11 protein-coding genes are annotated in these 13,359 nt (G+C 59.6%); 6 read left to right on the top strand and 5 right to left on the bottom strand.

Annotation, left to right across the window (positions count from 1 at the left end):
* Positions 1-25: 25 nt before the first annotated feature.
* On the bottom strand, positions 26-703 hold the full coding sequence (gene inhA / locus AC1D2P_RS21495) for an isonitrile hydratase (protein ID WP_477758385.1): 678 nt from the start codon (positions 701-703) through the stop codon (positions 26-28).
* 90 nt (positions 704-793) lie between these two features.
* Between inhA and AC1D2P_RS21490 the strand changes: the two genes are divergently transcribed.
* Positions 794-1,777: a GlxA family transcriptional regulator gene (locus AC1D2P_RS21490; protein WP_477758384.1), complete on the top strand. Its 984-nt coding sequence runs from the start codon at positions 794-796 to the stop codon at positions 1,775-1,777.
* 71 nt (positions 1,778-1,848) lie between these two features.
* Here the strand turns inward: AC1D2P_RS21490 and AC1D2P_RS21485 are convergent, their stop codons facing one another.
* Complete coding sequence (locus AC1D2P_RS21485) at positions 1,849-2,238, bottom strand: hypothetical protein (RefSeq protein WP_046032639.1); 390 nt, start codon at positions 2,236-2,238, stop codon at positions 1,849-1,851.
* Between the two features lie 393 nt (positions 2,239-2,631).
* Between AC1D2P_RS21485 and AC1D2P_RS21480 the strand changes: the two genes are divergently transcribed.
* The 5 genes from AC1D2P_RS21480 (at position 2,632) to AC1D2P_RS21460 (ending at position 11,201) form a co-directional block, all read left to right on the top strand.
* Positions 2,632-3,366, top strand: a complete 735-nt coding sequence (locus AC1D2P_RS21480) for a thioesterase II family protein (RefSeq protein WP_109788156.1) — start codon at positions 2,632-2,634, stop codon at positions 3,364-3,366.
* Between the two features lie 451 nt (positions 3,367-3,817).
* On the top strand, positions 3,818-6,520 hold the full coding sequence (gene mgtA / locus AC1D2P_RS21475) for a magnesium-translocating P-type ATPase (RefSeq protein WP_109788155.1): 2,703 nt from the start codon (positions 3,818-3,820) through the stop codon (positions 6,518-6,520).
* Positions 6,521-6,781: 261 nt separating this feature from the next.
* On the top strand, positions 6,782-7,189 hold the full coding sequence (locus tag AC1D2P_RS21470; protein ID WP_046032642.1) for an ANTAR domain-containing protein: 408 nt from the start codon (positions 6,782-6,784) through the stop codon (positions 7,187-7,189).
* A gap of 151 nt (positions 7,190-7,340) precedes the next feature.
* On the top strand, positions 7,341-7,961 hold the full coding sequence (locus tag AC1D2P_RS21465) for a response regulator transcription factor (RefSeq protein ID WP_109788154.1): 621 nt from the start codon (positions 7,341-7,343) through the stop codon (positions 7,959-7,961).
* Between the two features lie 12 nt (positions 7,962-7,973).
* Positions 7,974-11,201, top strand: a complete 3,228-nt coding sequence (locus tag AC1D2P_RS21460) for a transporter substrate-binding domain-containing protein (protein WP_477758383.1) — start codon at positions 7,974-7,976, stop codon at positions 11,199-11,201.
* A gap of 3 nt (positions 11,202-11,204) precedes the next feature.
* On the opposite strand, the gene dkgB is transcribed toward AC1D2P_RS21460, so the two are convergent.
* From dkgB to AC1D2P_RS21445, 3 genes are all read right to left on the bottom strand, one after another.
* Positions 11,205-12,008 carry a 2,5-didehydrogluconate reductase DkgB gene (dkgB, locus tag AC1D2P_RS21455; RefSeq protein ID WP_477758382.1) on the bottom strand — a complete coding sequence of 268 codons (804 nt, stop codon included), beginning with the start codon at positions 12,006-12,008 and terminating at the stop codon, positions 11,205-11,207.
* A gap of 114 nt (positions 12,009-12,122) precedes the next feature.
* Complete coding sequence (locus tag AC1D2P_RS21450; RefSeq protein ID WP_046032646.1) at positions 12,123-12,662, bottom strand: PaaI family thioesterase; 540 nt, start codon at positions 12,660-12,662, stop codon at positions 12,123-12,125.
* Positions 12,663-12,757: 95 nt separating this feature from the next.
* On the bottom strand, positions 12,758-13,359 hold a 602-nt coding region (locus AC1D2P_RS21445), incomplete at its 5' end, for a LysR substrate-binding domain-containing protein (protein ID WP_477811577.1).

The raw sequence follows: 13,359 nt of genomic DNA, 5'->3' as shown, positions 1-13,359 counted from the left end.
TGCCTGTCGAAAAGTCTGGCAGTGCTTAGAGCCAGGCCGCTGCCCGTTGGGTGATCAGTGCCCGTTGCTCAATCGAGGCGGCGGCACGGCGATGCGCTTCAGCCAGAACACTCTGCGGCGCGGTGTCAGGGCTGCCCGACTGGAACGGCGGTGCCGGGGCATATTCAAGCTGCAACTGCAGCAGTTGCGCCGTGTCCTTGTCGAACAACTCTGCCGCCAGGGTCAGGGCAAAATCGATCCCCGCGGTGATCCCGCCACCGGTCAGCAGATTGCCGTCGCGCACCACCCGGTCCTTGACCGGGATCGCGCCCAGCGGCTTGAGCAATTCGTGATAGGCCCAGTGCGTGGTCGCCCGTTTGCCCTGGAGTAAACCCGCTGCGCCGAGCACCAGCGCCCCGGTGCAGACCGACGTGACATACCGCGCGTTGACGGCTTGAGCCTTGAGGAAAGACAGGGTTTGCTCATCCTCCATCAACGGCCCGACGCCGCTGCCGCCGGGAACGCAAATCACGTCCAGCGCCGGGCAATCGTCGAACGTCGTGGTCGGTTTGAGCATCAGGCCGGTGCTCGCGGTCACCGGCACCAGGTCCTTCCAGATCAAATGCACCTTCACGTCCGGCAATGAGGCCAACACATCGTAAGGGCCGGTCAGGTCGAGTTGCTGAACCTGGGGAAACAACAGAAAACCGATCTGCAACGTCATGGCTTATTTCTCCTGAAGTGGGTGGACGTCTTCACTGTAGGCTCGTAGGATTTGGCGTATCCGCCAATCACCCCACGAATTACGCCAACCATGCCGAAATCCATTCACGTGCTCGCGTTTGCCAATGTGCAACTGCTCGACGTCACCGGGCCGTTGCAAGTGTTTGCCTCGGCCAACGACATCTGCCGTCAGAAAGGGCTGCCACCGCCGTATGCACCCTCGGTGATTGTCAGTGGCGGCGGGGCGGTGATGTCGTCGTCGGGGTTGGCGTTGTTGGCTGAACCGTTACCCGAAAACGGCAGTGACACGCTGATCATTGCCGGTGGCTGGGGCGTTTATGCGGCGGCGGAAGACGCGTCGCTGGTGGCCTGGGTGCGTGAGCATGCGTCGGGTTGTCGGCGCGTCTCGTCGGTGTGTACCGGGGCCTTTTTGTTGGCGGCCAGCGGCTGGCTCGATGGTCGTCGAGTGGTCACGCACTGGACGCGTTGCGAGCAGTTGGCGCAAAAACATCCACGCCTTCAAGTCGAGCCCAATCCGATTTTCATCAATGACGGCCCGGTCTGGACCTCGGCGGGCGTCACGGCTGGCATCGACCTGGCGCTGGCCATGGTCGAAGAGGACCTGGGCCGCAACACCGCGTTGGAAGTCGCCCAGCAACTGGTGGTGTTCCTCAAGCGTCCGGGCGGCCAGTCACAGTTCAGCGTGACCTTGTCTTTGCAGAAGCACGGTGACCGTTTCGACGAGCTTCACGCCTGGATCAGTGAAAACCTCACCCAAGACCTCGGCATCCCGACCCTGGCGTTGCAGGCGGGCATGAGCGAACGCAGCTTCGTGCGCCACTACCGCGCCGACACCGGCCAAACCCCGGCACGCGCCATTGAGTTGATTCGGGTCGAAACGGCGCGACGGTTGCTCAGCGACACCGGCGTGCCGATCAAGCGGGTGGCGGTGCAGTGCGGGTTTGGCAGCGAAGAGACACTGCGCCGTAGTTTTCTGCGAGCGATGGGGGTGACACCGCAGGCTTATCGCGAGCGTTTCAGCGTCAGTCCCCAAGCCGAGCCGGCCATGCTCTGATGTCAGGTTGGGGCGATTGGCCGCCAAGTAGTGGACGAAGCTCGTGATGCAAGTCGACCCTGTGCCTCTCCCTAAGCGTCCACTTCCGCCACCTGATTAAAGTACTTCGACCGATCCGGTGTAAACGTCACCACCATACCGGTCCTGGAGCAGGCCAACGCCCGCTCTTTGCCCAAATCAACATCCAGATCCTCCCCGCGCAACCCTTGCCATTGGGCGAGGTATTTGAGAGATCCGTATTTTTCGAGTTTTTTCAGGCTACGACTGACGCCACCCTTCCAGCCGAGCACCGGCAGTTCACCGGCTAGGCTGCGTCGGGCGAGTTCGGGGAAGCGGGTGGCGCGTTGACGGCCGATTTCCCAGCATTTGATCAGGCCCTTGTCCGGACCTTCCCACAATTCATCGCGGTTCAGGCCGGACCGGAGGGGGGCGTCAATGCTGCGGTGGATGCGCTGGTTCATTCTGGTTCCTTGAATTCGGGTTTTGTTGGACAGCTCCGCTGTACCCGTTGACGCTGGATGTTAGGGGGCGATGTAACGACTGGCAACAAGGTATTTCCGAGTGTAGGAATGTGCTGTGCCGGAGGAGGACGGGGCTCATTGTTTGGGTTTTGTCGGCTACAAGACCACAGCGCCCGCCAGCATTAGGGTGTTATGCCTTTGGGGGATGTTTAAGTTCCTTGTAGGTAGGTCTCATTCCTACAATTGGCGGCGTAAAACGGGAAAATTCCTACGGGTTTTGTCGGTTGCAGGGGCCCCTGCAGCAAAGGATCTCCCACAGGGTTATCGGTACGCCTAATTCCAGGTGTGCTTCATCCGTTCTTCTATACAGACTAATTTTTTGAGGAAAGCCCGGTGACCCAGCTGACATTGCTGTGCTTGCCCTATTCGGGCGCCAGCGCCATGGTTTTCAGCCGCTGGCGGCGCAAACTGCCGCAGTGGCTGGCGTTGCAACCGGTGGAGCTGCCCGGCCGCGGCGCGCGGTTTGGCGAGCCGTTGCACACCGACATGCGGCGGCTGGCGCTGCAACTCGCACACGAACAAAAAGCCACGCTCAAAGCCCCTTATGCACTGTTCGGCCATAGCCTTGGGGCATTGCTGGCTTGTGAAATGGCCCATGCGTTGCGCTCGCTGGGCTGTCCGGAGCCCGTGGCGCTGTTCGCTTCAGGCACGGCCGCGCCGACAATGCGTGCTGACTATGATCGCGGTTTTGCCGAAGCGAAAACCGATACCGAGTTGATCGAGCAACTACGCACGTTCAATGGCTCCCGCGAAGAGGTGTCGGCCAACGAAGAGCTGATGAGCCTGACGCTGCCGGTCTTGCGCGCCGACTTTTTGCTGTGCGGACGCTTCGAGCCGCAGCAGCGCCCCTTGCTTAAATGCCCGGTGCACGTGCTGGGTGGCAAGGCCGACCGCGCCACCACTGAACAGTTGATCGGCTGGAGCAAGGAAACCCACGGCAGTTTCTCCGTGGACATGCTGGCGGGTGGTCACTTCTTTATTCATGAGCAAGAGGCCAAGGTGTTGCGCGTGATCAAGGACCATCTCGATGTTCACCATCGCCGACATGCCCTGGCCGCCAGCGCCTGAGCCTGAGCCTGCAAAAAAATCGGGCGCTTGCTCCGGCGGCGCTCCGACGAATAAGCCCTGAAGAACACGCCCCAACCTCAATGCTGAACCCTTCCTGAAGAACCCTGCGATTCCCCCGTCTCACGCCGTTCCTTCGTTTACTCTGAAAAAATCGGGGCGTAAGCTTCGCGCGTTTTCATCAATAGCGGAGACCCACAGTGGGTACGTGTTCGAGTGACAGTAGTCGGCCGGTTTCAGTAACCGGCACCTTCTCGGCAAGCTAACGCGCAGCTTTTTTTGTGCCGTTGTCTCGCCGTACAGCGAGTAGCGGCCTCCCGGTCGAGCCAGTCCTGGCCCGGCTCCCGATGTCCTCTCATCGACACACTATCGTGTGATGGCGACTGCCCTGTCGTCATCGCCGCGACTCGACACGCCTGCTCGAAGGTTTCCCGGCTGACCCTGGGGCAACGCCATGAACCTGACCCTGCTAAAGGAATTCTTCGCCGGATTCCTGCGCACCCGCCACATCGCCCGGCACTTCCGTCGCCTGGCATTGCTTGAATCCTTGACCGATACCACGGTCAGCCGTGAAGTGCCGCCGGCGCTGGCGCAAACCCTGGTAAGCGCGGCCAACAGCGACACCGGTCAACTGCTGGAAAAATTGGGTACGCACACCGATGGCTTGAGCGAACTCGAAGCCGACACCCAGCGCGAGCGTTTCGGCCTCAACGAGGTTGAGCATGAGCAGCCGCTACCCTGGTGGACCCACCTGTGGCACTGCTATAAAAACCCGTTCAACCTGTTGCTGACGCTGCTCGCGGTCATCTCCTGGCTGACCGAAGACATGAAAGCCGCCATTGTGATTTTCTCCATGGTGGTGCTCTCGACCTTGCTGCGGTTCTGGCAGGAAGCCAAGTCCAACCAGGCCGCCGATGCGCTGAAAGCGATGGTCAGTAACACCGCGACGGTACTGCGTCGCGATGCACTGCGCACCGAGTTGCCGATCAAACAATTGGTACCGGGCGACCTGATCGTGTTGTCGGCCGGCGACATGATCCCGGCCGATTGCCGGGTTCTGAGTGCCAAAGACCTGTTCGTCAGTCAGGCCGCGATGACCGGTGAATCGATGCCGGTGGAGAAGTTTCCCCGCCAGCAAGACAGCGACACTTACAATCCGCTGGACCTCGACAACATCCTGTTCATGGGCACCAACGTAGTGTCCGGCACGGCGATGGCGGTGATTCTCGCCACTGGCAACAACACTTATTTCGGTGCCTTGGCCCAACGGGTCGGTGCCACTGATCGCGCACCGACGTCGTTCCAGACCGGGGTCAACAAAGTCAGTTGGTTGCTGATCCGCTTCATGTTCGTGATGGCGCCGCTGGTGCTGTTCATCAACGGTTTCACCAAAGGCGACTGGTCCGAAGCATTGCTGTTCGCGCTGTCGATTGCCGTGGGCCTGACCCCGGAAATGCTGCCAATGATCGTCACCTCGACCCTGGCCAAGGGCGCGGTATTCCTGTCACGTAAAAAAGTCATCGTCAAACGCCTGGATGCGATCCAGAACTTCGGTGCCATGGACGTGCTGTGCACCGACAAGACTGGCACCCTGACCCAGGACAAAATCTTCCTCGCGCGCAATGTCGATGTCTGGGGCAACGACTCCGACGACGTGCTGGAAATGGCCTACCTCAACAGCTATTACCAGACCGGTCTGAAAAACCTGCTGGACGTGGCCGTGCTGGAACACGTGGAAATCCACCGTGAGCTCAAGGTCGGCACGGCGTTTCGCAAGATCGACGAGATCCCGTTCGACTTCACCCGCCGGCGTATGTCGGTGGTGGTCGCCGAGCGCGAGCATGCGCATCTGCTGATCTGCAAGGGCGCGGTAGAAGAAGTGCTGGCGGTGTGTACGCGCGTGCGTCACGGCGTTGTCGATGAAGCACTGAGTGATGAACTGCTGGCGCGGATCCGTCAGGTGACTGCTGCCTTCAACGCCGAAGGGCTGCGGGTCGTGGCCGTGGCCGCGCGTCCCATGATCGAAGGGCGTGACACTTACAGCCTGGCCGATGAACAGGCGCTGACGCTGATCGGTTACGTGGCATTCCTCGACCCTCCCAAGGAAAGCACCGCACCGGCTCTAAGAGCGCTGGCGGCTCACGGCGTGGCCGTGAAAGTGCTGACCGGCGACAACGAGCTGGTGACCGCGAAAATCTGTCGCGAAGTCGGTCTTGAGCAGCAAGGCCTGCTGATGGGCAACGACATTGAGCGCATGAGCGACGCTCAATTGGCCGTGGCGGTCGAGACCACCAACGTATTCGCCAAACTCACGCCGTCGCACAAGGAGCGTATTGTCCGGTTGCTCAAAGGGAACGGCCATGTGGTCGGCTTCATGGGCGATGGCATCAACGACGCCCCGGCGCTGCGTACCGCCGACATTGGTATTTCGGTGGACAGCGCCGTCGACATCGCCAAGGAAGCCGCCGACATTATCTTGCTGGAGAAAAGCCTGATGGTACTGGAGGAGGGCGTGCTGGAAGGGCGCCGCACCTTCGCCAACATGCTCAAGTACATCAAGATGACCGCCAGTTCGAACTTCGGCAACGTGTTCTCGGTGCTGGTGGCGAGCGCGTTCATCCCGTTCCTGCCGATGCTGCCGATGCACCTGTTGGTGCAAAATCTGCTCTACGACATTTCGCAGATTGTCATCCCGTTCGATAACGTCGATGAAGAAATGCTCAAGCAGCCCCAGCGCTGGCAACCGGCGGACGTCGGGCGCTTCATGTTGTTCTTCGGGCCGATCAGCTCGATCTTCGACATCAGCACGTTTGCGCTGATGTGGTACGTGTTCGACGCCAATACCCCGGATCACCAGACCTTGTTCCAGTCCGGCTGGTTCGTGGTCGGGCTGCTGACCCAGACGCTGATCGTGCACATGATCCGTACCCCGAAAATCCCGTTCCTGCAAAGCCGTGCAGCGATGCCATTGATGGTGATGACCGGGATCATCATGGGCGTGGGCATTTTTCTGCCGATGGGGCCGTTGGCGCATTACTTCAAATTGCAGGCCCTGCCTTCGATGTACTTTGTGTTTCTGCCGGTCATCCTGTTGGCGTACATGGCGCTGACACAGGCTGTGAAGGGGTTCTACATTCGGCGGTTTGGCTGGCAGTAGTACCTGTCGTTGTGTTGCCCAACGCCAGCAATTGCTGGCGCTGGGGTGCACGCCAGGGCAGCAGACCGGTATGCGCGGCCGATGAGCGGTGAGGATTTCATGTGCTGGCTGCAACGACGCGATGCTCCCGTGACTCAGCATTGAGCTCACGTTTACATCAGATTGAATGACGTGACATTTAGGAAAAGTCCTACATCAACCGTTATGGGTCTTCCGTAGTCTTTGCGCCTCACGAATACATCAGCCTACGCAGGCTTTATCATGAAGAACAAAGCTTTACGTATCCTGATCGCCGACGAACAACACTTTAACCGAATGAAAATCGAACGCCTGTTCAATCAGCTCGGTTACTACGGGGTGGCACCGGTTCAACACCTTGAAGAATTGCTGAGCCTGGTCGAGTACGGCTGTTTGCCATTCGATCTGGTGGTCATCAATGCTTCACTTACGCAGGGAGCCTTGGACCTGCCAGGTCTGTTTCTCGACAACCCGCAGGTTCGTCATACCCTGATCTTCAATGTGCCACGCGAGCCATCAGCGCCGATGCCTGCCCGCGGGCGACAGACGATTCATGTGAGCCACGCAGGGTATCCCGACCTGATGTGCATCCAGCAATTGATGTCCTCCCTCGACTCGTTGGTGCCTGCCGGTCAGCAAAAGGCCGGTTGATCCGGGGTGACCATTCGTCGGAACTGTCATTTCTGACAGGTAGTTTTCATCTGCCCGCCATGCAAGAGTTTTCTCGCACCTGCTGCGTGTATTCGGCCTTTTGTAGCGGGCATTCGTGGCGTCATCGTCGATTTTTGCACAGGGAGTTTCCATGAAGTCAGTGCTGATTGTGGACGATCATCCGGTGGTTCGCGCCGCAGTCAAACTGGTACTTGAGCAGGAAGGTTTCAAACAGATTCATGAAGCCTCCAGCGTCAGTGAGGCGTGGTCGATACTGCGTGAGCACAGCATTGATCTGGTGATTCTGGATCTGGTGATGCCCGGCGGTAACGGGCTGGATGTGCTGGAGCGAATCAAGGCCGGCAACCTGTCGTGTGTGGTGCTGGTTTTCACGTCGCTTGAACCGCTGTTTTTTCAAGAGCGCTGCATGCGTACCGGCGCCTTGGCCTATGTCGCCAAGACCAACGAGCTAAGTCAACTGCACAAGGCCGTACACGCCTTGAAGGCCGGATATACCTATTTCACGCAGCTGCCCAGCGGATCAATGAACACGCTGCAGCGCAGCGAAAAACAATTGATCGATCATCTCTCCAACCGCGAGTTGACCATCCTCCAGTACCTCGCCCGGGGGACTCCAAACAAGGAGATCGCCACGGCGATGCACTTGAGCCATAAGACGGTCAGCACCTACAAGATCCGGTTGATCGAAAAACTCGGCGTGAACGCGGCCGTGCATCTACGTGATTTCGCCAAGCGCAACCAATTGATCTGAGGGTGCCAGAACGTGCGTGTCCTGTTATGCGCCTTGATGTTGTGCCTGATGCCACCGGCGCAGGCGGCCTGGGGGGACGGGCCGAAGTCCTTGCAATTGCTGGGGCGTTCCACCGTGGAGGGTTACGAGGCCGCTCTGGATGACAAGGACCTGCAATGGCTGCGCAGCAAGCGTGTCTTGCGCCTCGGGGTCAGTGGCGCGGACTACCCGCCCTTCGAAGTGACGCGCAGCATGGATGAGCTGGAAGGCATCACCGCCGATTACGCTCAACTGATCGCGCAACTGCTGAGCGTTCCGATTGAAGTGCAGCGTTATGCGACGCGGGAAGCGGCCATGGAGGCCCTGAAATTCGGCGAGCTTGATCTTTTGGGGACCTCGAACAGTTTCGAAGCGGCCGACCCTGAACTGACCCTGTCCAGCCCCTACGCTGAAGATCAACCCATGCTGGTGACCCGACTGGACGAGCGTATGCCCGAAGATCTGGCGGGTAAACGCATCGCCATGGTCGATGACTATTTGCCGGCGAAAACCGTTGAAACGTTTTATCCCAAGGCCAGCCTGCAGCGTTATCCATCGGCGCTCGATGCGCTGGGAGCGGTGGCCTATGGGCAAGATGACGTGTACCTCGGGGACCTCATCAGCGCCAATTACCTGATCAACAATAACTACCTCAATAACGTTCAACTGATGGGACCGTCCGGTCTCGACGCCAACCCGTTCGGCTTTGCTTTGGCGCGGGACAACCTGGTGCTCAAGGACATCATCGACAAGGCGCTGGCAGCGATCCCCATGGATCAGCGCGCAACCATCGACCTGCGCTGGAGCGCCGGCAGGGTTAACAGGCTGGGGCAGTCACGGGTCAATCTGAGCGCCGGCGAACAGGAGTGGCTGGACCGTCATCCACAGGTGAAAGTCGGGGTGGTCGAGAACTTTGCACCGCTGACATTCTTCAATGCCGAAGGGCAATTCAATGGCTTGACCGCGCAATTGCTGACACTGATCAGCCAGCGCAGCGGATTGAATTTCAACGTGCTGCGGGGCCGCTCACTTGACCAGCAGATCGAGCGACTCAGGTCCGGCGAGATCGACCTCATACCTGCCATCATCCCGGCGACCGAAGGTGTAGCAGACCTGCATTTTACCAGCCCCTATGTGACCAATCCGTACACACTGGTCAGCGCCGACACCCCCGATAGCCCGAAAACACTGGGCGAGCTGACCGGTAAACGTCTGGCGATTTATCACAGCCACCCGGCGCGCGCGTTCATTCTTGCGCAGGTGCCGGGCGTGCGGACGGTGGATGTTGACAACCCGGCGCAAGGCCTGGAGTTGGTCATGAACGGACAGGCGGACGCGGCCGTCAGCTCATTATTCATGACCCGTTACCTGATTGCCCGGTACTACCCGGGACGTTTGCGCATCCGCAGTACTGTGGGCGATGAACCGGCGCGCATCGCCATGGCCTCCGATCGCGGTGCCGTGGAATTGCATTCGATTTTGAACAAAGCGTTGCTGAGCATTTCGCCTGAAGAAATGGACGGTCTGGTCCTCCGTTGGGGCAATGATGTGGTGGAGGATGACAACTATTGGCTGCGTTATCGCCCCACCATTTTGCGGGCGTTTGCCGCTGCTGCTGTATTGCTCACGCTGGCCCTGAGCTGGATCGCCTGGCAGCGCCGGCAGATCCGCCAGCGCCAACAATGGTTACAGCAATTGCAGGACGCCAAGGACGCCGCCGACGACGCCAATCGCGCGAAAACCACCTTCCTGGCCACCATGAGCCACGAAATCCGTACGCCGATGAATGCCCTGATCGGCATGCTTGAATTGGCCGAAATGCGAGCGAAAGAAGGGGTGGCGGACCGTTCCGCCCTGGAGGTGGCGTCCACGGCCGCGCAGCAGCTACTGGCATTGATCGGCGATATCCTGGACATCGCCCGCATCGAATCCGGACATCTATCCCTGACCCCCGAACGTGTCAATTTGCAGGCTCTGGTGACATCGGTGTGCCGGGTGTTCGAAGGCCTGGCCCGGGAGAAAGACCTGGTATGGCGTGTTGATCTGGACGCACGCAGTGACCGTGACGTGTTGATCGACCCCACGCGTTTCAAGCAAGTGTTGTCCAACCTCTTGAGCAACGCGGTCAAATTTACCGATGAAGGTGAAGTGAGCCTGACACTGCGGGTGGTGCCAGGGATTTCAGGTCATCTGGCGGTGAACATACACATCGAAGACAGCGGCATCGGCATCAGCGCGGTTGATCTGCAGCGCTTGTTCAACCCGTTCGTCCAGGCTGGCAACAACCAGCAGTCGGGCCGCAAGGGCTCCGGGCTGGGGTTGGTGATCAGTCGTACCCTGTGCGAAATGATGGGTGGGCGGCTGGTGCTTGGCAGCGTCCTTGGACGGGGCACAGAGGCTGAAATCAGCCTGTCGCTGGTGGTGTTGAAAGCCTTGCCGGCCAGTGACGTGGCGGACACTGGGCTGGCGGTTTCCACCCGTCCCCTGACGATTTTGGTGGTCGATGACTATCCGGCCAATCGCTTGTTGCTGACGCGTCAGCTGAGCTATCTGGGGCACTATGTCCTGGAAGCCGAGGATGGCGAGCAAGGGCTCGAACAGTGGCGCGCGCAGACGTTTGATGTCGTCATCAGCGACTGCAACATGCCCCGGTTCAGCGGTTATGAACTGGCAGGTGCGATTCGTGATGAAGAGCGCGCCTACGGCATGCCGCCGACTCTGATACTGGGCTTTACCGCCAATGCGCAGCCTGAGGAAAGGGTTCGATGCCTGGAAGCGGGCATGGACGATTGCCTGTTCAAACCCATCCTGCTGGCGGATTTGAGTGCCTGGCTGGCATCGCGATTTACCGGTGAATTGCCGGCACCGCTTGAGCCGGTTGAAGCGCCACCAACAAGCGAAATCGACTTGAGCGGCCTGGAGCTATACGTCGGTGAAGACCGGACCCTAATCAATCAATTGTTGCGCGAACTGGCCGAGTCCAACCGTGAGGACCGAATTGAGTTGCTGCAAGCGCACGTTGGCGACAACCGCTTTCGTCTTGAAGAGTTGGCGCACCGCATCAAGGGCAGTGCGCGGATGGTCCGCGCAGCGCGATTGATCGAGTGTTGCGAGGATCTGGAGCGAGCCTGCGCCGAAGGCTGTGCGGCACTGATCGATGAAGCGGTCGACCGGTTGCAGCGCGCCATGAAAAGTCTTGGGCAGCACCTTAAGCGCGACTGACGCTTAGTCCCAATGCGGTGCAATGCCTTTTGGGTTGGTCAGCCGTTGGTTGCGATCAAGACCGGCGATCAACGCCATGTCGGCCTCGCTCAAGATCAAGGTGCAGGCCTTCAAATTGCTTTGCAGGTTCGCGTGTTTGGTCGAGGAGGGGATCACCGAGTAACCCGACTGCATGGCCCACGCCAACGCGACTTGCGCTGCGCTAGCCTGAAGGCGTTCGGCGATCTGCTGGATGATGGGGTCCTTGAGCACTTCGCCATAAGCCAGGGTCATGTACGACGTGATGTGGATGCCCTGGCTTTGCGCGAACTCGACCACCTTGCGGTTTTGCAGGTACGGGTGCAGTTCGATCTGGTGGGTGGCGATGTGTTCGGCACCGACGGCGTCGATGGCTTGTTGCATCAGGTCGACGGTGAAGTTGGAGACACCGATCAGCCGGGTCAGGCCCAGTTGTTTGGCTTCGAGCAGGGCCCCCATGAATTCTTCAACCGGCACCTGGTTTTCCGGGGACGGCCAGTGGATCAGCGTCAGGTCCAGGTAGTCGGTTTGCAGTTTGCGCAGGCTCTCTTTGAGGCTGTCGATCAACCGCTCTTTGGCAAAGTTGGCGACCCAGATTTTGCTGGTGATGAACAGTTCGTCGCGGGCAATACCACTCGCGGCAATGGCCTCGCCGACCTCGGCTTCGTTTTCGTAGATTTGCGCGGTGTCGATCACCCGGTAGCCCAACGCCAGGCCTGTGCTCACCGAATCGATGAGCACCTGGCCTTGCAGGCGAAACGTACCGAGACCGAAGGCGGGAATAGACATCTATGACTCCAGGGGTTGCTGTAGGAATGGGCACGAGTATCCGCGCCTGCATCCGTGAGAAAAACCGCTGGAGCGGCAAAGCAATGTTTACCGGAAGTCATGAATCCGCGGAACCTACCCCCGCGCCTCAAGAATCATGCAAGTCGTCGACCCCGTGGCATACAACCGTCCATCTACATCATAAATGCGCCCCTCGGCCAACGCCGTGGAGCGTCCCAGATGCACAATTTTTCCCTCGGCCCGCACCGGTCCGCTGGCGCCCGTCAGCGCACGAACATAGCTGATACGCAGATCCAGCGTCGTATAGCCCTGGCCCTTCTTCAGCTGGGTATGAATCGCACACCCCATGCACGAATCCAGCAACGTCGCCGCATACCCGCCATGCACACTGCCCAACGGGTTGTAATGCCGCGCGTCCGGTGTGCCCTGAAAGATAAACAGCCCGGCCGACCATTCGATGGGGATGAAATCCATCAGCGCACCAATCGGCGGCGAGGGCAGTTCACCGCTGCCAATGCCTTCGAAGAATTCGGTCGGCGACAATGCGCTGACATCAGCCATGGACAGGCTGCCAGGGCCAGCGAGGCGGGCACGCATGGCCTGTTCCTGAGCGATCCATTGAGCGAGCGTGGCTTCGCGGGTGGGACTTTGCATGATCGTGTCCTCGGACGGGGCGGATATTATGGTTGTAATTCCGATCGATATTATGTCCGAAATAAAAACTCCGCCAGCCCCGCGTGTCGCGTCATTCAGGCAATGTCTGCGTGATTGAATTCCTCGCCCAGAAAATCGATCAATGCCCGCACCGAGGGCAGCAGCCCACGGCGAGACGGGAAGATTGCATGGATGATTCCGCACTTTGGCGCCCAGCCCGGCACCAGATCCACCAGCTTGCCGGCCGCAACGTCATCACGTACCACCACGCTGGGCAGGTGCACGACGCCAATCCCCGCGACGGCTGCGTGACGCAACGCGAGCAGATCGTCCGTCACCATGCGGGGCGCATGCCGAATCAGCGCGCTGGCGTCATCGGGGCCGAACAATTCCCACTGATATTCACGCTGCGCCGCGCCCCAATGCAGGCTGGGCAAACCGCTGAGATCAGCCGGGGAGGCGGGTGACGACAGGCGTTCGGCAAAGCTCGGGCTGCCCACCAGGCATTGAGTGCTGTTGCCCAGCACTTTCATCACCATGTCGGTGTTTTCCAGCGGTGGAAAGCGCACGCGCAAGGCGATATCAAACCCTTCGTGGATCAAGTCGACCCTTCGGTTGGTGCTTTCGATGAAGAGCTCTACCCGCGGGTACTTGAGCATGTACCGCGTCAACATCGGCCCTACCCAGGAGCCAGGAG

This window comes from Pseudomonas sp. P1_F1_2 (genome assembly GCF_056405815.1).
This window is presented reverse-complemented; position numbering and strand designations above follow the sequence as displayed.

What these genes read in the sequence shown, in the direction of transcription:
- inhA (WP_477758385.1), bottom strand. Translation starts at nt 703, where the DNA reads ATGACGTTGCAGATCGGTTTTCTGTTGTTTCCCCAGGTTCAGCAACTC.
- AC1D2P_RS21490 (WP_477758384.1), top strand. Translation starts at nt 794, where the DNA reads ATGCCGAAATCCATTCACGTGCTCGCGTTTGCCAATGTGCAACTGCTC.
- AC1D2P_RS21485 (WP_046032639.1), bottom strand. Translation starts at nt 2,238, where the DNA reads ATGAACCAGCGCATCCACCGCAGCATTGACGCCCCCCTCCGGTCCGGC.
- mgtA (WP_109788155.1), top strand. Translation starts at nt 3,818, where the DNA reads ATGAACCTGACCCTGCTAAAGGAATTCTTCGCCGGATTCCTGCGCACC.
- AC1D2P_RS21470 (WP_046032642.1), top strand. Translation starts at nt 6,782, where the DNA reads ATGAAGAACAAAGCTTTACGTATCCTGATCGCCGACGAACAACACTTT.
- AC1D2P_RS21465 (WP_109788154.1), top strand. Translation starts at nt 7,341, where the DNA reads ATGAAGTCAGTGCTGATTGTGGACGATCATCCGGTGGTTCGCGCCGCA.
- dkgB (WP_477758382.1), bottom strand. Translation starts at nt 12,008, where the DNA reads ATGTCTATTCCCGCCTTCGGTCTCGGTACGTTTCGCCTGCAAGGCCAG.
- AC1D2P_RS21450 (WP_046032646.1), bottom strand. Translation starts at nt 12,662, where the DNA reads ATGCAAAGTCCCACCCGCGAAGCCACGCTCGCTCAATGGATCGCTCAG.